The sequence below is a fragment of the Microvirga sp. BSC39 genome (assembly GCF_000739015.1).
Taxonomy (GTDB): domain Bacteria; phylum Pseudomonadota; class Alphaproteobacteria; order Rhizobiales; family Beijerinckiaceae; genus Microvirga.
The window spans coordinates 35,295-58,783 of record NZ_JPUG01000070.1 but is presented as its reverse complement, the minus strand read 5'-3'; the positions used below and the strand labels follow the sequence as shown (position 1 = coordinate 58,783).

Genomic DNA, 23,489 nt, shown 5'->3' with positions numbered 1-23,489 from the left:
ACCGCGAAGCCAAGCGCAAGAGCAATCAGAGCAAAAGTTCATCACAGTGTCACGACCGTGTCGCAAACACCACTCAGGCAGGCTACAGCGATGTCCGCAGAGACTGCTCCTGCTTGCATGCGAATGCGAGGGACCATGACGCCGCAGAGGGCGACATGCCCGTCCCGCTCGTCCGGGTAGCGCGGCAGATCCTCGCAAAGATCGATCACGAGGCGGATGACGGCCGCCGGCTCGTGGGATTGCCGGACGATCCCGAGGCCGAACACCTCGATGCAGCCGTCGAGCGGCTCGACCGGCTGGGCGACAAGACGGCCGTGCCGGGCTTCGATCCTGGTCCGGTCGTCGCTGACGAGGCGCCCGAAACGGCCCACCTGGACGGCACGGGACACCACCTCGCGGGCGAGCGTCGACTTGCCGGAACCCGATGCGCCCCGGATCAGGAGGCCGGCTTCCCCGATGAGCACGCAGCCGGCATGGATGGTCTCCCGGTCGCTCACGGCCCGTTCCTTCCCGTCTCCCGTCTGTCGCGATCCTTGGTCCTTCTGCCCTGCTCCATCCGGGTCCTGGCGCCCTCGACCGGAAGGCGGATGACGAAGCGCGCCCCCAGACGCCGGGGCTCGCCGCTCTCGTCGGGCGCGCCAAGCCGGTTCTCGGCTCGGATCGTGCCCCGGTGCGCCTCGATGATCTGGCGGGAGATGGACAGGCCAAGACCCGAGTTCTGGCCGAAACCCTGCTCGGGCCGGTCGGTGTAGAAGCGCTCGAAGATGCGGTCGAGAGCCTCGGGCTCGATGCCGGGCCCGCTGTCCTCCACCAGGATCTCCACGTCGTTCCGGCGTCGGCGCATGGAAACCTTCACGGCCTCGTCAGGCGGCGAGAAGGATCGGGCGTTGTCGAGCAGGTTGTTGAACACCTGGCCCAAGCGGCTGTCGTGGCCGAGCACCAGGAAGGCGTCGCGGTTCTTGGCCATGTTCTCGATGGTCAGGGTGATGCGCGCATCGTGCTCCTGGCGGCGCTCGTTGGCCACCGACACCACGGCCTCGAGCAGGCGCGCCATGTCCACGGGCTCCGCATCGGCGCGGGCCAGCTCCGCATCGAGGCGCGAGGCATCCGAGATGTCGCTGATCAGCCGGTCGAGACGCTTCACGTCGTGCTGAATGATCGAGAGGAGCCGCCCGCGGGACTCGTCGCTGCGGGCAAGCGGCAGGGTCTCCACGGCGCTCCGCAGGGAGGTCAGCGGGTTCTTCAATTCGTGCGCCACGTCCGCCGCGAAGCTCTCGATGGCGTCGATGCGGTTGTACAGGGCCTTGGTCATGTCGCGAAGCGCCCCCGACAGGTGGCCGATCTCGTCGGCACGACTGGTGAAATCGGGGATCTCCTGACGCGATTTCGTGCCCCAACGCACCCGCTCGGCGGCTTCAGCGAGGCGCCGCACCGGGCCCGCGATGGCGCCGGCCAGGAACAGCGACAGCACGATCATCACCACGGCAGCCACCAGGAAGACCTGGAGCAGGGCGAAACGCTCGGAGGCGATGATGGCATCGATGTCGCCTTCCTGGGTCGACAGCAGGAGCGCGCCCTGCACCGTGCGGAAGCGCTGGATCGGCACGGCCACCGACACGATGGTCTCGCCCCGGGCGTTGACGCGCACCTCGCTCGCCTGCTGGCCGGCATAGGCCTGCTGCACTTCGGCCAAGGACTTGCCGTTGATCGGTCCCGCTTCCTCCTGCACCGGCCGTTTGGTGCGCCGGAACATCTTGCGGATGCTGTTCCAGGTGCGCTCCATGGCGGTCATCGTGTCTTCCATGGTGGCCACCGGCGGCAGATCCATGCGCAGGATGTCACCGCGGGAGTAGAACGACCGCGAATCGAGGAGGAGCATGCCCTCGCGGTCGAAGATGCGCGCACGGGTCTTTGTCGGTGTCACCAGCCGCCTCAGGAGAGGCGCGACGCGCTCAGGGTTGATCGAGAATTCTAGCGCGGAGAACGCCTCGTCGTTGAACCGCTCCGTCTCTCCGGCCTGCATCTGCAGGAGCTGGTCCGGATCGATGGTGATGGTGTTGGTTTCCACGGTGGCGGAGCCGGCGATCGCCCCGGCGATGATCTCACCCTGGGTGAGCAGGCTCTGCACCCGGGCCTCGATGAGGCCTTCGCGGAACTGGTTGAGATAGAGGAAGCCGACGAGCAGGGCCACGAGCCCGGCCAGGTTGAGCACCACGATCCGACGCGTCAGGCTGGATGAGGCACGCTGCACGAGCATGCGGCCGAACTGCTTCAGCCGCTCCAGGGTGCTCTGTGGAGCAGGCGGATCGTCGAAACCCGCCTCGGCGTGGATGGGGTCAGCCTTCATGCCACTCGCTTGACCCATGACCCGATGCGCACCGGGCCAAGGTCCTTCCAGGTTGCTCGCGCTTTCAGCGTCAGGCTTCCTTGAAGCGGTAGCCCACGCCGTAGAGGGTCTCGATCATTTCGAAACTCTGGTCAACCGACTTGAACTTCTTGCGCAGGCGCTTGATGTGGCTGTCGATCGTCCGGTCGTCCACATAGACCTGGTCGTCATAGGCCGCATCCATGAGCGCGTTGCGGCTTTTCACCACCCCGGGGCGCGTGGCGAGGGCCTGCAGGATGAGGAACTCAGTCACGGTCAGGGTCACGGGCTCGCCCTTCCAGGTGCAGGCGTGGCGCTCCGGGTCCATCTTGAGCTGGCCGCGCTCCAGGGCCTTCGGGTCGGCCTCCTTGGGGGCGCTCTGATCCTTGGGGGCGAAGCGGCGCAGCACCGCCTTCACGCGCTCGACCAGGAGACGTTGCGAGAATGGCTTCCGGATGAAGTCGTCGGCGCCCATCTTGAGGCCGAACAACTCGTCGATCTCCTCGTCCTTCGAGGTCAGGAAGATCACCGGAAGGTCCGATTTCTGCCGCAGCCGCCGCAGCAGTTCCATGCCGTCCATGCGCGGCATCTTGATGTCGAAGATGGCCAGATCCGGCGGGGCGTGCTTGAGCCCGTCCAGGGCAGACGCTCCGTCCGTGTAGGTCTGGATGCGGTAGCCCTCCGCCTCGAGGGCGATGGAAACAGAGGTCAGGATGTTGCGATCGTCATCGACAAGGGCGATCGTTGGCATGAACTCTTCCTTAGCTTGGCACGGACGAATGTCGGCTTTTTGCCCCGTGTGACAACGCAGAAGGCCCTAAAACGTCCCCAACTGCGCCTTTCTCGTGGCATAAATATGGTTTTCCCCCGGGCTGTGACCAGGGAGGTCCTGATAGTGGGGTCTAGGAATAGCTGCTTCAACCAGGGATGAACGGCCTGTTATCGACCGGACAGGTTCTCTCGGGGCCCGGCGCGGAGCGCTGCCTCAAGCTTGGGAAAGCCGGAGTTTCCGCCGGGGCAGCATGTCAATCATACGAAAGAACTCCCCTCAAAGCCCGTAAATCCCCGAAAATGGGGCTGTCAGGCGTCTGATTATGACGAAAATAGAATGCAATGAAACGGCTTGAGTTGACGGCCCCGTCAGCTGACCTAAAGAAGGTTCTATGTTCAAGCGAGACGGCAAAGTTTCGGCCGCATTGTTTGATCCACCCCATGTGACGGCCATCGGACGGCGGCACATCCGGCTGCGCGGTGACTGGCAATCAGGAGACATCTTCCGTGGAAAATATCGGCGTCTTCAACAGCGCGCAGGGCGCTGAGGCCTTTGGCCTCCGCAACCTCAAACGGGTTTACTGGAATCTCGAGGCGCCCGCACTCTACGAGCAGTCCCTGACCCGGGCTGAGACCAAGCTCGTGAAGGGCGGCGCGCTCCTGGCCGAGACCGGCATCCACACGGGCCGCTCACCCAAGGACAAGTTCGTGGTGCGGGACGACGCGACGGAAAGCACCGTCTGGTGGGACAACAACGGCTCCATCACCCCGGGCCATTTCGACACCCTGCTCCAGGACTTCCTCGCCCACGCCGAGGGCAAGGAGCTGTTCGCCCAGGACCTCTACGGCGGTGCCGACCCAAGCTACCGGGTCAAGGCGCGGGTCTTCACGGAATTCGCCTGGCACTCGCTCTTCATCCGCAATCTCCTGATCCGTCCCGAGCAGGGCGAGCTCGCCGACTACGTGCCCGGCCTCACCATCATCGACCTGCCGTCCTTCAGGGCCGATCCGGCCCGGCACGGCTGCCGCACGGAGACGGTGATCGCCTGCGACTTCAAGCGCAAGATCGTCCTCATCGGCGGCACGTCCTACGCGGGAGAGATGAAGAAGTCGGTCTTCACCTACCTCAACTACGTGCTGCCTTCGCAGAATGTCATGCCCATGCACTGCTCCGCCAATGTGGGCAAGGAGGGTGATGTGGCCGTGTTCTTCGGGCTCTCGGGCACGGGCAAGACCACGCTGTCCAACGATCCGAACCGCATCCTGCTCGGCGACGACGAGCATGGCTGGGCCCCGAACGGCGTCTTCAACTTCGAGGGCGGCTGCTACGCCAAGACCATCCGCCTCTCCCGCGAGGCGGAGCCCGAGATCTTCGCCACCACCGAGCGCTTCGGCACCGTGCTGGAGAACGTGATCGTCGACCCGACGACGCGGATCCCCGATTTCGACGATGCATCGCGGACGGAGAACACGCGCTGCGCCTACCCGCTCGACTTCATCCCCAATGCGAGCGCCACCGGCCGCGCGGGCATCCCGAAGAACATCGTGATGCTCACCTGCGACGCCTTCGGCGTGCTGCCTCCCATCGCGAAGCTGACGCCCGCAGAGGCCATGTACCACTTCCTGTCCGGTTACACCGCCAAGGTGGCCGGCACGGAGAAGGGCGTGAAGGACCCGGAGGCCACCTTCTCCACCTGCTTCGGCGCGCCGTTCATGCCGCGTCATCCGTCGGTCTACGGCAACCTGCTGCGCGATCTCATCGCCAAGCACCATGTGGATTGCTGGCTCGTGAACACCGGCTGGACCGGCGGCAAGTACGGGGTGGGCCGGCGCATGCCGATCCGCGTCACCCGCCGCCTGCTCACCGCGGCGCTCGACGGCTCGCTCTCCCGGGCGGATTTCCGCCGCGATCCCTATTTCGGCTTCGCGGTGCCGACCTCGGTGCCCGGCGTCGAGCCGCACATCCTGTATCCGGTCAAGACCTGGCAGAACAAGGCGGAGTTCGCCGAGACCGCCAAGCGCCTGATTGACATGTTCAACGAGAACTTCAAGCGCTTCGAGGGGCACGTGGATTCCGATGTGCGCTCCGCAGGGCCGCAGACCTCGATCGCGGCCTGAAGCCGGAGTTATCTCTCCCCTGAAATCGTGTAGAAGGCGGCCACTGGCCGCCTTTTCCGTTTGGTGCTTCCGATGACCGATCCTCGATCCGATCTTCTGGACGTATTGTCCACGCGCCTGGGCAGCCAGCATGTCATCCGCGATGCCGCTGCCATGGAGAGCTACCTCGTCGAGGAGCGGAAGCTCTATCGCGGCACCGCCCTGGCCGTGGTCCGTCCCGGCAGCACGGAGGAAGTCGCCCTCGTGGTCCGTGAATGCGCGAAGGCCGGAATCCCCATCGTGCCGCAGGGCGGCAATACAGGCCTCGTCGGCGGCGGTGTGCCGCACAAGGGCATTGTCCTGTCGCTCGCGCGCCTCGACCGCATCCGCGAGGTCGATCCGTTCAACGCCACCATCACGGTCGAGGCCGGCTGCATCCTCAAATCGGTGCAGGACGAGTCCGAGAAGGCCGACTGCCTGTTTCCCCTGTCGCTCGCATCCGAGGGCTCGTGCCGGATCGGCGGCAACATCGCCACGAATGCGGGCGGGGTGAACGTGCTGCGCTACGGCAATACCCGCGATCTCGTTCTGGGGCTCGAGGTCGTGCTGGCCGACGGGCGGGTCTGGAACGGGTTGAAAGGTTTGCGCAAGGACAACACGGGCTACGACCTGAAGAACCTCTTCGTCGGGTCGGAAGGAACGCTCGGGGTCATCACGGCGGCAGTGCTCAAGCTCTTTCCGCGCCCGAAGAGCCGCACGGTGGCCTTCATCGGCTGCGCATCGCCCCATGCGGCGCTCGACCTCTTCGACACCTTTCGCCGGCGCACGGGCGATCAGCTGACGGCCTTCGAGTTCATGCCGCGTTTCGCGCTGGAGATCGTTCTCAAGCACGCTGCAGGGGCTGTCCGTCCGCTTTCAGGCGAGCACGAGGCCTATGCCCTGGTCGAGCTGTCGTCGCCGGATGCCGCAATCGACCTGCGCGAGCGGCTTGAGGCCGTTCTGGGTGAGGCGCTGGAGGCGGGCATCGTCGAGGACGCCGTCATCGCCGCGAGCGAAGCGCAGGGCGATGCGCTCTGGCATCTGCGCGAAAGCCTGTCCCATGTGCAGAGGCTCGAAGGCGGGTCGATCAAGCACGATGTCGCCGTGCCGGTCTCGCGGGTGGCGGACTTCATCGTCACGGCCACCCGCGCCTGCGAGGCGGCGCTGCCCGGCGTGCGCGTCTGCGCCTTCGGGCATTTCGGCGACGGCAACATCCACTTCAACCTGAGCCAGCCCGTCGCCATGGAGAAAGCGGCGTTCCTGGACCAGTGGGAGCGGTTCAACCGCATCGTCCACGACATCGTGCATGGCATGAACGGCTCGATCTCCGCCGAGCACGGGGTGGGGCTGATCAAGCGGGACGAGCTTGCTCTCTACAAGGATCCGGTGGCCCTGGACCTGATGCGGACGCTGAAAAGAACGCTCGACCCCCAGAACATCCTGAATCCCGGCAAGGTTCTGGCACCGGAGGCCGACCTGCCGTCCCGTCTGCCTGGATCGGGTCAGGCCTGAGACCTGCCTGGGAAGAACCGGCCGTTCCGCCTTGACCGGCTGCTGCCCGTGCCTAGGATAACGCAGCCGGGCTCGAGGGTGCCGGCCAATGACGATAGGGAAGGAAGCCCCGTGGCCTCGGTCGAGATTCACAACATCCAGAAGAACTTCGGGGCCGTATCGGTCATCCAGGGGGTGTCCTTCGACATCAAGGACGGAGAGTTCGTCACCCTCGTCGGGCCGTCCGGCTGCGGCAAGTCCACGTTGCTGCGCATGATCGCCGGGCTGGAGAACATCTCCGGCGGCGAGCTGCGCATCGGCCCACGGGTGGTCAACGACGTGCCGCCCAAAGAGCGCGACATCGCCATGGTGTTCCAGAACTACGCGCTCTATCCCCACATGACGGTGGCGGACAACATGGGCTTCTCCCTCAAGCTCAAGCGCGCGTCGAAGGCCGAGATCAAGCAGCGGGTCGACCACGCCGCCGAGATCCTCGGGCTGACCAAGCTCCTCGACCGCTACCCGCGCCAGCTCTCCGGCGGCCAGCGCCAGCGCGTCGCCATGGGCCGCGCCATCGTGCGCGATCCGCAGGTCTTCCTGTTCGACGAGCCGCTCTCCAACCTCGACGCCAAGCTGCGGGTGGCCATGCGCACGGAGATCAAGGCCCTGCACCAGCGGCTCAAGACCACCACGATCTACGTGACCCACGACCAGATCGAGGCCATGACCATGGCCGACAAGATCGTGGTGATGCACGACGGCGTGGTCGAGCAGATCGGCGCGCCGCTCGAACTCTACGACCGCCCGGCCAACCTGTTCGTGGCAGGCTTCATCGGTTCGCCCGCCATGAACTTCCTGAAAGGCCATCTGCAGGGAGGCCGCTTCGTTGCTGAGGACGGCACCGCTTTTCCGGTCGCTCACACGCCGGTCGCCTCTGACGGGCAGCCCGTCGTCTACGGCATCCGGCCGGAGCATTTCATGCTCGACGATGTCAACGGCCTGCCGGCCGAAGTCGCCGTCGTCGAGCCCACCGGATCGGAGACTCAGGTTTTCGCCAGGCTCGCCGGCACCGATGTGGTGGGCGTGTTCCGCGAGCGCGTCGACGCCAAGCCCGGCCAGCAGATCCGCATCACGCCGGATCCGAAGCTCGTGCATCTCTTCGACGAGCGGACGGGTCAGCGCCTCTGATCCGCAGCACGTTCAACCCTGGACTGAGGCAGCGTCTCTGGTTGAACGCGGCTCTCCATTGTATGCCGCAGAATGATGTGTCCGGCAGCGACGGGAGGCCGCTATAGACGTTCTGGTCATTGGAGCAGGAGTGGTGGGTCTCGCAATCGCACGGGCGCTTGCCCTGCGCGGCCACAGCGTGATCGTCGCGGAATCCACGGGCGGCATCGGCAACGGCGTTTCCTCGCGCAACAGCGAGGTGATCCATGCCGGGATGTATTATCCTTCAGGCTCCCTGCGCGCCCGCCACTGCGTCGAGGGGCGCCGCAGGCTCTATGCCTTCTGCGAAAGCCACGGCGTGCCGCATGCGAAGTGCGGCAAGCTCATAGTCGCCACCAACGATCTTGAACAGGCCAAGATCGAAGGTATCTACCAGCAGGGGCTGGCGAACTACGTCGAGGGCCTCTCGTTCCTGACCGGCGAAGAGGCGCGGGCGCTGGAGCCGAACCTCTCCTGCACCGGCGCAGTCCTGTCGGGCGAGACCGGCATCATCGACAGCCATGCGCTGATGCTCGCGCTCCAGGGCGATCTGGAGGATGCCGGCGGCGTCATCGCCTTCCATGCGCCGGTCGAGCGCATCGCACGCAGCGGCACGGGCTGGAACGTGCAGGTCGGCGGCGCGGAAGCAACGGAGATTGCGGTCGATGCCGTCGTCAACGCAGCGGGCCTCGGGGCGCAGGCGCTCGCCCGCTTGACCGAGGATTATGCGACGGAGCGCGTGCCGCCGCTCGTTCTCGCCAAAGGCAATTACTTCGGCTGCCTCGGCAAGCCCGCCTTTTCGCGCCTGATCTATCCAGCGCCCGTCGACGGGGGCTTAGGCACCCACGTGACCCTGGATCTTGCCGGGCGCATGCGCTTCGGTCCCGACGTGGAATGGATCGACAGGGAGGAATACGAGGTCGCTCCTCGCCGGGCCGAGAGCTTCTATGCCTCCATCCGCCGCTACTGGCCGGGCCTGCCCGACGGTGCGCTGGTGCCGGACTATTCCGGCATCCGCCCCAAGCTCACCGGGCCGGGCGAGAAGGCCGCCGACTTCATGATCGACGGCCCGGCAGAGCATGGACTCCCCGGGCTTGTGCATCTCTTCGGCATCGAGAGCCCGGGGCTGACCTCGTGCCTGTCGATCGCCGAGGATGTGGCGGAGAGGTTGAATTCATAGAAAGGCGTCATCCCGGGGCCGCGGAGCGGAACCCGGGATCGCGAGACGAGAATGGTGCCTCATCCGGCTTGCGATCCCGGATCGGCTGTCGCCGTCCGGGATGACGGGTGCGTATCAGACCCTGAAGAACAGCAGCGTCAGCAGCAGGAACACCGGGACCAGGATGGCGCCCGACCAGAGCAGGTAGCCGAAGAAGCTCGGCATCTTCACGCCGCCTTCGCGGGCGATCGCATAGACCATGAAGTTGGGCGCATTGCCGATATAGGAGTTGGCGCCCATGAACACGGCGCCGGCCGAGATCGCAGCCAGCGTCAGCGCGCCCGTGGTCATGAGCTGCTGCGGATTGCCGCCGGCCAGTTCGAAGAACACGAGATAGGTCGGGGCATTGTCGAGGAACGACGACAGGCCGCCGGTGAGCCAGAAATAGGCCGCGTTGCTGGGGCTGCCGTCCGGGTTGGACACCAGCGCGACGAGCGGCGCGAAGGCTCCGTCAGCGCCGGCCTTGAGCATGGCAAGCACCGGAATGATGGCGATGAAGATGCCCGCGAAGAGCTTCGCCACTTCCTTGATCGGCCCCCAGGCGAAGCCGTTCTCGGCCCGGTTCGCCTTCGGCGTCACCTTGAGCGAGATGATGGTCACGGCGACCATGATGAGGTCGCGCAACGCATTCGCCAGCTCGACTTCCGTGCCGAGCACCGTGATCCGCCCGAGATCCGTGGTGGCGCTCATGAGGATCGCCGCGATGATGATGAAGATCAGCAGGAAGTTGAAGCCGCCGATGACGCGCACCGGATTGTCGGGTGTCGGATCCGGCCGCACGCGGCCTTCCCGGCGGTAGATCGCGAAATCGACCACGAAGAACAGGGCGAGCAGGATGCCTGCGGCCACCACGGTCTCCATGAACAGGTGCGTGGTGGTCCAGAAGAAGTCGACGCCGCGCAGGAAGCCGAGGAAGAGCGGCGGGTCGCCGAGCGGCGTGAGCGAGCCGCCGATATTCGACACCAGGAAGATGAAGAACACGATCACATGCACGTTGTGCCGCCGGTCGTCGTTGGCGCGCATTACCGGGCGGATCATCACCATGGAGGCGCCCGTGGTGCCGATGAAGCTCGCCAGCACGGCTCCGATGCCGAGCAGGATAGTGTTGGTGCCCGGCGCGCCATGGATGTTGCCCCGCACCAGGATGCCGCCCGCCACCGTGAACAGGGCGAGCAGGAGCAGGATGAACGGGATATATTCGAGCAGCGCCGTGTGGGCCAGGGCATGGATCGCCGCCGTGGGTCCGAAGGCAAGCGCCATGGGAACCAGAACCAGCAGCCCCCAGAAAGCCGCGATCTTACCCTGGTGATGCTCCCAGAAATGATGCGCCAGCAGCGGGAAGAGGGCAATCGACAGCAGAATGCCCACGAAGGGCAGGGCCCAGATGAAGCCGAGGCTCGCGCCGTCGAATTCGGCCGCAAGGGCAACCTGGGGCAGGAGGGTCAGGGCGGCGGCAAGCACCAGGCTTAAGAAGCGAAGCATGCGGATGGGTCCCCAGCGGCCGGCGGCCGGCTCGTTCTTCAGGATTTGAGAACAGCTTTAGGGGAACGGGTTTGAGGCTGCAACGGCGTGGCCGTTAACCGGCTATTCACCATAAGTCAAAGATAGTACAACATCGTTACAAAGCCTTGCCGTGCCAGGGGTGCCAGAGCCGATGTGCCGCTTTCTCGCCTACCGGGGGGAGCCGATCTTCCTCGACGAACTCGTCTGTGCCCCGGCCCATTCGCTGGTGCACCAGTCGCTGCATGCGGTCGAGGCCAAGACCGGCACGAACGGGGACGGCTTCGGCATCGGCTGGTACGGGGAGCGCCCGGAGCCCGGCGTCTACCGGGAGGTCCGCCCCGCCTGGTCCGACGAGAACCTGCGCAGCCTGTGCGAGCAGGTGCGCTCAGGGCTCTTCTTCGCCCATGTGCGCGCCTCCACCGGCACCTCGACCACGCGGGCGAACTGCCATCCCTTCACCCATGGCCGCTATCTGTTCATGCATAACGGCCAGATCGGCGGCTACGGGCGCATCAAGCGGCGCCTCGAAGCCCTGATCCCGGACGAGCTTTACGACCGGCGCCTCGGCACGACGGATTCGGAGGCGATCTTCCTCATGGCCCTCGCCCATGGTCTGGCGGAGGAGCCCGTGACGGCCATGGCCAGGACGCTCAAAACCGTGCGTGGCCTGATGACCGAGGCCGGCATCCAGGAGCCCCTGCGCTTCACCGCCGCCTTCACGGACGGCGAGAACCTGTGGGCCTATCGCTGGGCCTGCGATGCCAAGCCGCCGACTCTCTATTTCCGCGAGGACAACGGCAACCTGCTGGTCGTCTCCGAGCCCATCGACGACAAGACGAAGGGATGGCGCGAGGTGCCCAAGGGCTGCAGCCTCGTGGCCAAGGGGGGCACCGTCGCCGTGGAATGCCTGAACGAGGCCATGGGCCGCCTGGCGGCGTGAGGCGGCTTCAGGCGTTCAGCCGTCCCGTGGGCTGGGTGATCAAGGGCAGGAGCGCGCCTCTCAGGGCTTCCATCTGCAAATCCGTCTCGGCCTGGGTGATGCTCTCGTCCGGCGCGTGAAGGGCACGAAGGCGGGCATTCTCGGCCTCGAGCCGCTCGTTCTCCGCCATCAGAATCGCCACCTTCTCGTGAGCGATCCGAAGGCGGGCTAGTGCCTCGTTGCGCTCCTCCTCGCGCAGCTGCGCACGGTCGCGCCAGAGACGAAAGGCGACGCTGCCTGCTTCATCATTCATGGCCGGCTCCTCACAGGATCGATGGGTCGTTGCGGGAGCGCGATCCTAGAGGCCAGGTCTTAATCGATTGTTGGCAGCCTGATGAAACTATGGCTCGAACATCGGCAGGGCCGAGACGCTCTCGCCCGACAGGGCCAGCCTTGCGTGGCGATCGTAGGCTTTTTCGATCCAGTCGGCCGCGACGGACTGGTCGAGAAAGAGCTGCATCAGGCGGCCCTCCTCATGGGCTTTCAGGAACTCGGCCAGGGCCGCCTGCTCGACGCGCCTGTCCTGCGCGGTTTGCAGGCTGCCGACCCGATCCTCGGAATGCTCCTCGGCCAGGAAGAAGTAGGCTGGCGCGTAATCCGGGTGCGTCTCGATCAGGGCTTGCAGCCTTGCCCTCCGCTCCGCACTCTCGAACTGCAGGGCATGAACGAGAGCGGTGGCCCGGGTTGGAACATCCTCGTTCAATTCGGCATAGACCTGCCGGGCGATGAGCCGGCCCTCGTGAGCCCGCACCAGTGCCGCATAGCGCAGATGCGGGTCGACGAATTCCAGGCCCATCCGGGCCAGGGTGTAGTACGCCCGGTGTGCCCCGATGGACTCGCCCTTTGCCTCGAAGAGCAGGGCGTTGTGATACAGGCCCGGGGCGGAGTGCGGATCGTCGATCTGTCCACCCCTTTGCGCCAGCCCTGAGAACGCCTCGATCGGATCAGCGATCAGCACAGGAATCTGAGCTCTCTGCCGGACCGGAGACAGCAACCCGGCCTCTGCCGCAAGCCGCTCCATCGGCCTTGACGGCTGGTCATGGAAGGCAAATCCTCCCGCGCCGATGAGGATGAGCAGGCAGGCGCCTGCCACCGACAGCCCGGACATCACCCGGGACCGTATGGAAGAGCGCAGCGGCTCGGGCGGGATGTCTGCATCCTGGCCCGCGACCGTGAAGGCATGGACCGGGAAGGGAATGTTCTTCAGCTGCCGCTCGCCGATGTCGACGAGGGGCACGGCGATGTGCCCGGTGACGGCCTCATGCACGGCCCGCGAGAGGCAGATGCCCCCTGGCGCGGCCAGGGTCTCCAGCCGGGCCGCAATATTGACGGCCATCCCGAGCAGATCGCCCTGGCGCTCGACCGCCTCGCCCACCGAGATGCCGATGCGGAACTGCACCCGCCTGTTCCGCGGGGAGGTGAGGTTCTGCGCCCGCATGTAGTCCTGGATGTCGATGGCCGCACGGGTGGCCTTCACGGCGCTGTCGAACTCGCACATGATCGAATCGCCGGCGGTGTTGAAAACGCGTCCGCCATGATGGACTACGAAATCATCCAGAACGTTGCGGTAGGCTGCGAGCTGCCGCAGCGTTCCGTCCTCATCTTCCGCGACAAGCCGGGAGAAGCCCACGATGTCCGCAGCAAGAATGGCGGCCACCTTCCGCTTCATGGGCGGACTCTGCGGCGCATGAAGGCTTCAGACCGAAGCTGCGATGGTACCCTGCATCCCGGCAAGATGAGGCCCCGTTGTTTTCATGTTACAATATAGCTCTTGCCGAAGAGGAAGGAAAGAGGTCTATCCGGGATTCTTTCGCGATGGTGGCGAAGGCGGCAAGGAAGGTGGCAAGCGTCCGGACCAGCGGTCAAAGCGTGTTGTCGGCCAACCGCACGAGTGCTTCACCGTCCAGCCTCATGTGCCGGTGGCGAAGATCGTACATGCCGATGGCCTCGTAGAAGCGGAGGGCCGGCCGCTCCTCCTCGACGAAGAGTTCAACGCGCACCCAGTCACGATCCAACGCGACCCTCGCCACGGCTGCCATCAACGCCCGCGCTGCTCCCGTGCGCCGCTCCTCCGGCACCACGTAGAGCGCATGCACGATGCCTATGGGTTTGCCGCGCCAGCCTGCATAGCCGCGGAAGAAGGAAACGAAACCCACAGGTCTGGCATCTCGCTCTGCGACGAATGCTTCGAAGAGAGGATCGGGACCGAAGCCGTCGGCCCTGATCCGCTCCGCCGACGTCCAGGGTGTCTGGCCGGGCAGATGATCGTCGATCAGGCCGGCCACGAAGGTGAAGATCGCCTCGGCATCTTCGATGACAGCTTTTCGGATGCTGAGTTCGAACGCTGCCATGAGGAGCTCTAATGCGCCTCGTCCCAGTTCTGCGCAGCCCGGGCATCCACCGCCAGCGGCACCTTGAGGGACACGGCCGGGAACGGCGCTTCCGTCATCACGCGCGAGATCACCGGCAGGCTCGCCTCAACCTCGTCGTCCGGCACCTCGAACACCAGTTCGTCGTGCACCTGCAGCAGCATGCGGGCGGAGAGTCGCTCGGCCTTGAGCGCATCCTCCATGCGCACCATGGCGCGGCGGATGATGTCGGCGGCGGTACCCTGGATCGGCGCGTTGATCGCCTGGCGCTCCACGCCCGCGCGCTCGGACGGGTTGCCGGACCTGATCTGCGGGTAGTGGCAGATGCGCCCGAACAGCGTGGTCACGTAGGACTTCTCGCGCACGAATTTCTTCGTCTCGTCGATATAGGTGCGGATGCCCGGGAAGCGCTCGAAATACTGCTTGATGAACGCTGAGGCCTCCTGGTTGCCGATGCCCAGGCGCACGGCGAGCCCGAAGGCCGAGATGCCGTAGATGATGCCGAAATTGATGGTCTTCGCCTGACGGCGCAGATCCGACGTCATCTGGTCGAGGGGGACGCCGAACATGGCGGACGCGGTCGCCGCATGAATGTCGACGCCGTTGGCGAAGGCTTCCTGCAATTGCGGAATGTCGGCGATATGCGCGAGCAGGCGCAGCTCGATCTGGCTGTAATCCGCCGAGATGATCTTGTGGCCTTCCTGCGCCACGAAGGCCTTGCGGATCTTGCGGCCCGCTTCCGTGCGGATCGGGATGTTCTGCAGGTTGGGATCCGACGAGGACAGACGCCCCGTCGTGGTGGAGGCCAGCGAGAATGAGGTGTGCACCCGCTTGGTCTCGGGATGCATGTGCTCCTGCAGGGTATCCGTATAGGTGGATTTCAGCTTCGAGAGCTGACGCCATTCGAGGATCTTGGCGGGCAGCTCGTGTCCGGCCTGCGCCAGTTCGTCGAGGAGCGTCGCGGGCGTCGCCCATTGGCCGGACGGGGTCTTCTTCGCGCCGGGCAGGCCCATGCGGCCGAACAGGATGTCGCCGATCTGCTTCGGGGAGCCGAGGGAGAACTTCTCGCCCGCCATCTCGTGGATCTCGTCCTCGAGGCGCGCCAGCGTCTGGGCGAAATCGCCGGACAGGCGGCTCAGGATCTGCCGATCGACCAGGATGCCGCGCATCTCCATGCGGGCCAGCGTGTCGACCATCGGACGCTCCAGCGTCTCGTAGACGGTGGCGCGGCGCTCGGCTGCAAGCCGAGGTTTTAGCACCTGCCAGAGGCGCAGGGTAACGTCCGCATCCTCGGCCGCATAGGTCGTGGCCTTGCCGATCTCGACCTTGTCGAAGGTCACCTTGTTCCGGCCCGTGCCGGCCACATCCGAGAAGGTGATCGGCGAGTGGCCGAGATGCCGGCGCGAGAGCTCGTCCATGCCGTGCGAGCCCTTGCCTGCATCGAGCACGTAGGAGATCAGCATCGTGTCGTCGTACGGGTGCACCTCGATGCGGTGGCGCTTGAACACGATCCAGTCGTATTTCATGTTCTGGCCGATCTTGAGGACGGACGAATCCTCCAGCATCGGGCGGATCGCGTCGAGCGCGTCGGTGACGGAGATCTGCCCCTTCACGAGGCCGCCGCCGAAGAGATCGGATTCATCCCGGTGCTGCAGCGGCACGTAGCAGGCCTTGCCGGGCGCCAGCGCCAGGGAGAAGCCCACGAGATCGGCCAAGTTCGCGTCGAGATCGCTCGTCTCTGTGTCGACGGCCACATAGCCCTGCTCGCGGGCTTGTGCGACCCATTCCTTCAGGCGCTCCAGGCTCGTGACGGTCTCGTAAGCCGTCACATCGATCGGCACGGAAGAGGCTTCCGTCGCGCGCTTTCCGGCCAGCTGCGAGGGCGTGCCGAGGCCCTCGACGGGCTTGCGCAAGGTGGCGGTCTCCGGCAGGTCGAGACCCGCGAACGGGTCGACCTCGCCGGAGGCTGCGCCGGCATTCTCGAAGAACGGCACCGCATCATCGGTGGGGGCCGTCACGCTGGTGCCGTTGCCGGTCCAGCGGATTGCCTCGCCGCCGGGCATGAGGCGCGGGTCGGGCGGGATCGCCGAGGGGTCGGCCTCGTAGAGTTCCGCCACGCGCCGCGTGATCGTGTTGAACTCCATGGCCTTGAGAAAGCCCACGAGCGTCTTCGGATCAGGGTCCGGCACGCGCAGGTCGTCGAGCGGCACCGGAACGGGAGCCTCGCAATCGAGCGTCACGAGCTTTTTGGACAGGCGCGCGATCTCCGCGTTGGCGATCAGGCTCTCGCGGCGCTTGGGCTGCTTGATCTCGGGCGCGCGCTCCAGCAGCGTTTCGAGATCGCCGTATTCCTTGATGAGCTGGGCTGCCGTTTTCAACCCGATGCCCGGCACGCCCGGCACGTTGTCGGAAGTATCGCCCATCAGCGCCAGCACGTCGCCGATCTTCTCCGGCGGGATTCCCTCCCATTTCTCGGTGACGGCGGCCTCGTCGAGGTTGCGCTCGGGCCGGTAGCCCGGCTTGCCCTTGGAGCCCGACTCGAAATCGTAGAAAGCAACCTTGGGACCCACGAGCTGCATCAGGTCCTTGTCGGACGAGATGATGAGCACGTCTGCCCCGCGCGCCTTCGCCTGCTGGGTATAGGTGGCGATGAGATCGTCCGCCTCGTAGCGCTGCAGCTCCACCGGCTCGAGCCCGAAGGCGCGGATCGCCTCGCGCATGATCGGCATCTGGACCTTGAGGTCGTCCGGCGCGTCCGGCCGGTGGCCCTTGTAATCCTCGTAGAGTTCCTTGCGGAACGACCCCTCGGACTTGTCGAGCACGATGGCCAGATGCGTGGGCTTCAGCCCCGCCGCCCCGTCGCGCATGAACTGCAGGAGCTTGGACACGAAGAGCCGCACGGCCCCCGTAGGCATCCCGTCCGAGGACCGGGAATTGTACTTCTGGTCCTGGTTCATGGACTGGAAATAGGCCCGGAAGATGAAGGACGAGCCGTCGACGAGAAACACATGATCGCCGGCTTGGACGGGACGGGAGGACGAGGGCATCGGGTCTCGGGGGCTATGAGGCTGTGACAGGCAAGAAATAGCGGCTCCGGGGGCGGATGGCTATGGGAGGGGGCTTTGAGCGCACGATCCTAGGGCATGTTGAAGCGGGGAGGCTTACTTGCGACGCCAGTGCAGTGCAAAGGATAAGGGTCAAGATTCACGATCCTGGAAGCCGGTCAGACCATAAGTTGCTGAGTCTGCTTCATCTTTTGGATACCGTAAGGTTATTGTTCGGATGGCGTCCCCTTACCCTAGATCATGTGCGGCAGCGCACCCCTGGCTCAATCTATAACATTATAAACTTGCCGTTAAGGCGCTGATCGCTTACTGCAAAAGCAGTTTTGGCAACGTGATTCCGTTTCACAAAACCCATCTGATCGCTTATAGGAGACACCTCGTGACCTTGGCAATTTGGAGCCCTGAGACGCAAGTTCGCACAGGTTCGGACGCCCGAACCTCGGTTTATGAACCGACAATCACGACCCTGCCGACAGGTGGTTATGTGGTTGGATGGCGTGAGAGCGACCAACTCAAATTCAAGATCTACGACGGCCTCGGCAATACAACGGGCACGATCTACTCGGTCAATGCCGGCGTTGGAGTCCAGAGTGCCTTTGAAATCCATGCGATCGGGAACGAGGGCGGGTTTGCGGTTTCCTGGAATGTCGGTGGTCCGAATGGGGGCGCGCGAGCGCTGAATGTCCGTGTCTTCAGCCCTGAAGGCACCCCCGGTGTCGTCACCAATCTGACCGCCTCTACAGGTGACTCCCAGTTTCTCGCCGCCATGGCTCAAGGGCAGAACGGCGGCTTCGTCAGCACCTACAAAGACAACGGGCAGATCAGGTTCTCGATCCACGACAGCAATGGTGCCATTGTCAGAACGCTTCACGTCAATGCGGACACACCGGGTCGACAATCAACTTTCCAGATGTGGCTCGCGTCTCGGATACGAAATATATCGTGTGTTATACGAAGGGTAGCAACACGTACTATCGAATGATCGACCTCGCAGCGACAGCGCCTGTCGGGCAGGAAACCGGAGCGGGTTTCGGGCAGAGAGGAGAAATCGTTGTTCTCAACGACCCTAACGGCAACCCTGCTGCAAACGGTGCGTTTGCGATCATCAAGCAGAATGGCGCGGCCGTCAGCGTAAAGTTTTCTGGTGTTACGACGGAAATCGACGTCACCACTAATGGCACCAACAATAACGACTTCATGAGCGCCACGGCGCTACGGGGCGGGCGTGTCGCCGTTGTTCTGTCCGGAGAAGGGCCGAATCCCAGCGACCCCAAAGTCGTCTTGAAGATCGTCAGTTCTCTAGGCGTCACCGGCACACTGGTTCTCGAGGGCAACAAGGGAACTGATCCCAAGATCACCGAACTGGAGGATGGCCGTCTTTCCGTGACCTGGCGTGATCCCACAGGTAGTCCGAGCAACATCTCCAGCATCATCGTCGATCCGCGCATTGAAAAGGTGATCGTTCAAGGGACAGGCAAAAACGACATTTATGTCGGCACGGAACACAACTATGATGAACTGTATGGTTATGCTGGGAACGATGCTCTCTATGGTGGCGACGGGCATGATCTCCTCAACGGTGGCGTTGGCGAGGACACCCTGAACGGCGGAAACGGTGGGGACTGGGCCGACTACACTTTGGCGGCCGCAGGCGTCATAGCCGACCTGACCGCCAACACAGCCGCCCTGGGCCGGACCAGGAATGCTGGCGATGCCATGGGTGACGTTTACCTCTCTGTCGAAAACCTGCGCGGCTCCGCCCACAGGGACGTCCTGATCGGAAACGATGCGGAGAACGAACTCGAAGGTATGGCCGGGACCGATGACCTCTTCGGTAGCGCAGGCGCTGACAAGATGGATGGAGGTGCCGATTACGATCAGGCCTCCTACCAGAGATCAACGGCGGCCATCCTTCTCGACCTGACGGATGCGGACGGAAGCGACAACAGGGGCGATGCCCAGGGCGACAAGTTCATCAGCATCGAAGCCTATATCGGCAGCACCTTCAACGACACGATGACCGGCGCAGATACCTACGATACATTCTACGGCCATAACGGCGACGATCTGCTGCAGGGCAAGGAAAACACCGACGAGCTCTTCGGCGATGCCGGCAATGACACGCTCGAAGGTGGCGTCGGTGCCGACAAGCTCGATGGCGGCGTGGGCTTCAACTTCGCGTCCTATGCCAATGCTGGAGCTGGCGTCCGGGCGTTTTTTGACACACCCGATCAAAACAGAGGCGATGCTGCGGGTGATACATACAAAAATATCCAAGGGTTGATCGGATCAAAGCACCGGGATCTGCTTGGTGGGGGGCTCTCAAACGATATCCTTATCGGCGGCGACGAAGATGATCAGCTGTATGGGCTACAGGGATCTGATACTCTGGAAGGAGGAGCCGGAGAGGATGTCCTAGATGGAAGTGATGGCATGGACTACGCCAGCTATGCCGGTGCGACATCCGGAGTAACGGCGAGTCTTAATACTTCAAGTGGAGAAGTTGAATTTGCATCACCTGCTGTTGCTAGCATTGTCGGAACAGGGGGTGCGGCTGGCGATTACTATGTCAACATCGAGGGCCTGATCGGCTCGGCCTATGCTGATGCACTGATCGGCGATGGAAAAGCTAATGTCCTGCGGGGCGGTAGTGCCAATGATACCCTGGATGGCGGTGCCGGAAACGATCGTCTGGAAGGCGAGCTGGGCAACGATTCGCTCACCGGCGGTGCCGGGGCCGACACGCTTGATGGTGGCGCGGGTGACGACACCTACTATGTGGACGCGTCCGACACGATCGTCGAAGGGTCAGGCCAGGGCATAGACACGGTCTATGTCACCACGGACTTCACCCTCTCGCCTGGTGCCGTCATCGAGAACATCGTGCTCTCCACAACAGCCACGGTCAGGCTACTGGGCAACGAACTCGATAACGTGCTCACCGGCAATGCCGGCGCCAATAATCTCGACGGGCAGGCCGGCAACGACCTGATCGTGGGCGGGGCTGGTGCCGATACCATGACGGGCGGCACAGGCAACGACACCCTCTACGTCGACAATGACGGCGACGTGGTGGTGGAGCATGCCGGCCAGGGCATCGACACGGTAATGGTCAACACCGCCGCCTACGTGCTCGGCGCCGGAGCCGAGGTGGAGACCTTGATGGCGGGCGTCGGGGCGCTCAACATCACCGGCTCGGACTTTGCCAATGCGATCATCGGCAATGGCTTCAACAACCAGCTATGGGGCAAGGCCGGCAACGACCAGATCCGGGGTGATGTGGGCCATGACCGGCTTTATGGTGGCTCAGGCGACGACAAGCTCTATGGCGGTGTGGGCAACGATCAGCTCAAAGGCGAGGCGGGCAAGGACGTGTTCGTGTTCGACACGCGCACGAACAAGCGTACGAACGTGGACAAGGTGCTCGACTTCAAGTCCAGGGACGACAGCTTCTATCTCGACAACAAGGTCTTCACCAAGCTGGGCTCCGGCACCGAGAGCAGGCCGAAGAAGTTCAACTCGGACATGTTCGTCGAGGGCACGCGGGCTCAGGATCGCGAAGACCGGATCGTCTACGACAAGAAGTCGGGTGCGCTCTATTACGATCAGGACGGCACCGGCTCAAAGGCTCAGGTGAAGATCGCCACCATCTCCAACAAGACAAAGCTCTACTGGCACGACTTCTTCGTCATCTAAGGGGCGTTGAGGTCTCACATTCATGTGCCGCCCGGCTCATCACCGGGCGGTATTTTCATGCCGGCGTCAAGCAGCCTTGAGCCGCGCCAGATCGAGGTCGAGTTCGCGCAGGGCCTGCATCACCACGCCCTCGGTCAAAAGGTCCATGGAGGATTCCACCACGTGGATCGTGGCAAGCGCCCGCAATTCCGGAATGGTCTGCGATTCGAGCGCGGCCTCGAAGGAGGGGCGCAGGAGGTCCATGGCGCGGGTGCCGGGGCCGCAGATCACGATGTGGTCGGGCTCGAGCGTCTGGATCAGGATGCCGACCGCATCGCCCAGAACCTCGCCCGCAGCATGGAACAGGTTGAGCAGGGCGGGGTCGCCCGCGCGGGCCTGAGCGACGATGGCTCCCATGGCCTCCTCGCCCGGCAGGAGCAGGGTCGGGGCCGGGCGGTGGTCGATGAGCTGCGCGTCCCGGTGCAGGGCGTAATCGGCGAGATAGGCCTCGATGCAGCCGCGCCCGCCGCAGCGGCATTGCGGGCCGCTCCGGCGCAGGCGTACATGACCGAACTCGGAGCCGCCGAAGCGGGCGCCGCGATAGAGCTCGCCCTGGATGAGAAAGCCGAGGCCGACGCCATCGCCCACCATCAGGCAGGCGGTGCGGCCCGAGCGCAGGTCGGCGTGGCGCTGCGCGATGGCGAAGGCCATCGCGCTGGCGTCGTTCTCCATCAGAACCGGTTTGCCGAGGCGCTGGCTTAAGCCCGAGGCCAGCGGCAGGTCGCGGGTGCCGAGCACCGGGCTCCAGGCCACGATCCCGTCGCGGGTGTCCACATAGCCCTGGCAGGCGAGGCCCACGGCCTTCACGTCCCGCGCGCCGCTCTCCTCGGCAAAGGCCGCGATGGTCCGGGCCAGCACGTCCATCAGCTCCTCGGCCTCGAGGTTGCGTAAGGGGCGCTCCACGTGGCGGCTCGCCCGGGTGCGTCCGGCGCTGTCCACGAGGCGCAGCTCGATGCGGTTGAAGCCGGTCCACACGCCGACGACGGAGCCCAGGGTTTCGGCGAAGTAGAGGCGGGTCTTGGGCCGGCCCCGCAGCAGGCCGGGGCTCTGGTCCGGGCTGTCCTCCGCCACCAGCACGCCTTCGTCGAGAAGGTTTGCTGCGAGTTCGGAGACGCTGGCCGGGCTCATGCCGAGATGCTGGCCGATCTCCACCCTGGCCAGGGGTCCTTCCCGGCGCAGGGCATCGAGCAGACGCCGGCGGGCAGTTTCGCGGGGGGAGAGAGGCAGCGTGGTCATGGATGCACTTTATTCACAGCTTGAATAAATCAAAACTGCGAGCTGCGGATATCAGACCAAAATATTACGAGGATGGCGCTTGAAGGCAGCGCAGCCTCGTATAATTATTTCCGCGCTCGAACAATAACGCATGGCAGGTTGAGCCACGTTCGTCGGTCCTAGCTAAGCCCGACAACTGCCATGAGCGCGGTGCTTTCCAGGGAAGCGCCGCCCAGGAGGAAAACCGATGCTTTCGAAGAAACACGCTCTCATCTCGCTTGCCGCTCTGGCCCTGTCCGCCGGCGCCGCCTTCGCTCAGGGCAAGGGCCCCGTGGTCGGCGTCAGCTGGTCGAACTTCCAGGAAGAGCGCTGGAAGACCGACGAGGCCGCCATCAAGGCCGCGGTCGAGAAGGCCGGCGGCACCTATGTGTCGGCCGATGCCCAGTCGTCGCCCGCCAAGCAGCTCACCGATATCGAGAGCCTCATCTCCCGCGGCGCCAAGGCGCTCATCGTGCTGGCGCAGGATGCGGACGCCGTCCGTCCCGCGGTCGAGAAGGCCGTGGCCGAGGGCATCGCGGTCGTGGGCTATGACCGCCTCATCGAGATCCCGCAGGCCTTCTATCTCACCTTCGACAACGTCGAGGTCGGGCGTCTGCAGGCTCGCGAGGTCCTGAAGGTGAAGCCCGAAGGCAACTATGCCTTCATCAAGGGCTCGGGCTCGGATCCGAACGCCAACTTCCTGTTCCAGGGCTCCATGGAAGTGCTGAAGGCCGGGATCGATTCCGGCAAGATCAAGAATGTGGGCGAGGCCTACACGGATGGCTGGCTCCCGGCCAACGCGCAGCGGAACATGGAGCAGTTCCTCACCAAGAACAACAACAAGATCGACGCGGTGATCGCCGCCAATGACGGCACCGCCGGCGGCGCCATCGCGGCCCTCGCGGCTCAAGGGCTGGCCGGCACCGTGCCGGTGTCGGGCCAGGATGCCGACAAGGCGGCGCTCAACCGCGTGGCGCTCGGCACGCAGACCGTGACGGTGTTCAAGGATGCCCGCGAACTCGGCCGCAACGCGGCGGAGATCGCCCTGCAGCTGGCCGGCGGCAAGAAGCTCACCGAGATCCAGGGCGCGAAGTCTTGGAACCTCGGCCCCAAGAAGCAGAACATGACGGCTCTGTTCCTCACGCCTGTGGCGGTCACGAAGGACAACCTCAACGTCGTGATCGACGCCGGCTGGGCCTCGAAGGACGTGGTCTGCCAGGGCGTGAAGGCCGGCACGGTGAAGGCCTGCAACTAATAGCTTCCTGCTGAGAAGCAGCCGCCTCCGTGTCATCCCCGGCCGGAGGCGGCGAAGTCGCTGGAGGGGAAGGGGATCCATGTGCGATAGCCTATGGATCCCCTTCCCTCGCTCCTCTCGCCGGGGATGACACTTCATTGA

At 64.5% G+C, this 23,489-nt stretch carries 17 protein-coding genes; 8 read left to right on the top strand and 9 right to left on the bottom strand.

Going from position 1 to position 23,489, the window contains the following annotated elements; genetic code table 11:
* Positions 1-41 precede the first annotated feature (41 nt).
* The 3 genes from MA07_RS17960 to MA07_RS17950 all read right to left on the bottom strand — a co-directional run bounded on the left by MA07_RS17960 (position 42) and on the right by MA07_RS17950 (position 3,116).
* Positions 42-497: an HPr kinase/phosphatase C-terminal domain-containing protein gene (locus tag MA07_RS17960; protein ID WP_036354156.1), complete on the bottom strand. Its 456-nt coding sequence runs from the start codon at positions 495-497 to the stop codon at positions 42-44.
* Positions 494-2,347: a sensor histidine kinase gene (locus MA07_RS17955; protein WP_036354153.1), complete on the bottom strand. Its 1,854-nt coding sequence runs from the start codon at positions 2,345-2,347 to the stop codon at positions 494-496. The genes MA07_RS17960 and MA07_RS17955 overlap by 4 nt, the downstream gene beginning before the upstream one ends.
* Before the next feature lie 70 nt (positions 2,348-2,417).
* Positions 2,418-3,116, bottom strand: coding sequence for a response regulator transcription factor (locus MA07_RS17950; RefSeq protein WP_036354150.1), 699 nt, complete (start codon positions 3,114-3,116; stop codon positions 2,418-2,420).
* A gap of 527 nt (positions 3,117-3,643) precedes the next feature.
* Here MA07_RS17950 and MA07_RS17945 point away from each other — a divergent pair.
* The 4 genes from MA07_RS17945 to MA07_RS17930 all read left to right on the top strand — a co-directional run bounded on the left by MA07_RS17945 (position 3,644) and on the right by MA07_RS17930 (position 9,149).
* Positions 3,644-5,254, top strand: coding sequence for a phosphoenolpyruvate carboxykinase (locus MA07_RS17945; protein ID WP_036354147.1), 1,611 nt, complete (start codon positions 3,644-3,646; stop codon positions 5,252-5,254).
* 72 nt (positions 5,255-5,326) lie between these two features.
* Positions 5,327-6,784, top strand: a complete 1,458-nt coding sequence (locus tag MA07_RS17940; RefSeq protein WP_036354581.1) for an FAD-binding oxidoreductase — start codon at positions 5,327-5,329, stop codon at positions 6,782-6,784.
* 111 nt (positions 6,785-6,895) lie between these two features.
* Positions 6,896-7,951: a sn-glycerol-3-phosphate ABC transporter ATP-binding protein UgpC gene (ugpC, locus tag MA07_RS17935; RefSeq protein WP_036354145.1), complete on the top strand. Its 1,056-nt coding sequence runs from the start codon at positions 6,896-6,898 to the stop codon at positions 7,949-7,951.
* A 103-nt stretch (positions 7,952-8,054) separates the two neighbouring features.
* Complete coding sequence (locus tag MA07_RS17930; RefSeq protein ID WP_036354142.1) at positions 8,055-9,149, top strand: NAD(P)/FAD-dependent oxidoreductase; 1,095 nt, start codon at positions 8,055-8,057, stop codon at positions 9,147-9,149.
* Between the two features lie 114 nt (positions 9,150-9,263).
* Here the strand turns inward: MA07_RS17930 and MA07_RS17925 are convergent, their stop codons facing one another.
* Complete coding sequence (locus MA07_RS17925; protein WP_052003287.1) at positions 9,264-10,670, bottom strand: sodium:proton antiporter; 1,407 nt, start codon at positions 10,668-10,670, stop codon at positions 9,264-9,266.
* Positions 10,671-10,842: 172 nt separating this feature from the next.
* On the opposite strand from MA07_RS17925, the gene MA07_RS17920 reads away from it, so the two are divergent.
* Complete coding sequence (locus MA07_RS17920) at positions 10,843-11,631, top strand: class II glutamine amidotransferase (protein ID WP_036354139.1); 789 nt, start codon at positions 10,843-10,845, stop codon at positions 11,629-11,631.
* A gap of 7 nt (positions 11,632-11,638) precedes the next feature.
* Here the strand turns inward: MA07_RS17920 and MA07_RS17915 are convergent, their stop codons facing one another.
* The 4 genes from MA07_RS17915 to polA all read right to left on the bottom strand — a co-directional run bounded on the left by MA07_RS17915 (position 11,639) and on the right by polA (position 17,086).
* Positions 11,639-11,923 (bottom strand): hypothetical protein, encoded by a 285-nt coding sequence (locus MA07_RS17915; RefSeq protein ID WP_036354136.1) that lies wholly within the window; start codon positions 11,921-11,923, stop codon positions 11,639-11,641.
* Between the two features lie 87 nt (positions 11,924-12,010).
* Positions 12,011-13,339, bottom strand: coding sequence for an adenylate/guanylate cyclase domain-containing protein (locus tag MA07_RS27940; protein ID WP_052003286.1), 1,329 nt, complete (start codon positions 13,337-13,339; stop codon positions 12,011-12,013).
* Between the two features lie 193 nt (positions 13,340-13,532).
* Complete coding sequence (locus tag MA07_RS17905; RefSeq protein ID WP_052003285.1) at positions 13,533-14,021, bottom strand: GNAT family N-acetyltransferase; 489 nt, start codon at positions 14,019-14,021, stop codon at positions 13,533-13,535.
* Positions 14,022-14,029: 8 nt separating this feature from the next.
* Complete coding sequence (gene polA, locus MA07_RS17900; protein WP_036354134.1) at positions 14,030-17,086, bottom strand: DNA polymerase I; 3,057 nt, start codon at positions 17,084-17,086, stop codon at positions 14,030-14,032.
* Positions 17,087-17,483: 397 nt separating this feature from the next.
* On the opposite strand from polA, the gene MA07_RS17895 reads away from it, so the two are divergent.
* Together MA07_RS17895 and MA07_RS17890 are read left to right on the top strand one after the other, a co-directional pair.
* Entirely contained in the window at positions 17,484-18,086 is a 603-nt protein-coding gene (locus MA07_RS17895) for a hypothetical protein (protein ID WP_152568913.1), read from the top strand.
* The gene (locus MA07_RS17890) at positions 18,083-20,800 is read left to right on the top strand and encodes a calcium-binding protein (protein ID WP_036354128.1); all 2,718 of its coding nucleotides are present in this window, start codon (positions 18,083-18,085) and stop codon (positions 20,798-20,800) included. Before MA07_RS17895 ends, MA07_RS17890 begins: the two co-directional genes overlap by 4 nt.
* 66 nt (positions 20,801-20,866) lie before the next feature.
* On the opposite strand, the gene MA07_RS17885 is transcribed toward MA07_RS17890, so the two are convergent.
* A complete protein-coding gene (locus MA07_RS17885) occupies positions 20,867-22,075 on the bottom strand; it encodes an ROK family protein (RefSeq protein ID WP_036354126.1) in 1,209 nt (402 codons plus the stop codon).
* Positions 22,076-22,301: 226 nt separating this feature from the next.
* Between MA07_RS17885 and xylF the strand changes: the two genes are divergently transcribed.
* The gene (xylF, locus tag MA07_RS17880; RefSeq protein ID WP_036354123.1) at positions 22,302-23,348 is read left to right on the top strand and encodes a D-xylose ABC transporter substrate-binding protein; all 1,047 of its coding nucleotides are present in this window, start codon (positions 22,302-22,304) and stop codon (positions 23,346-23,348) included.
* Positions 23,349-23,489: the final 141 nt, after the last annotated feature.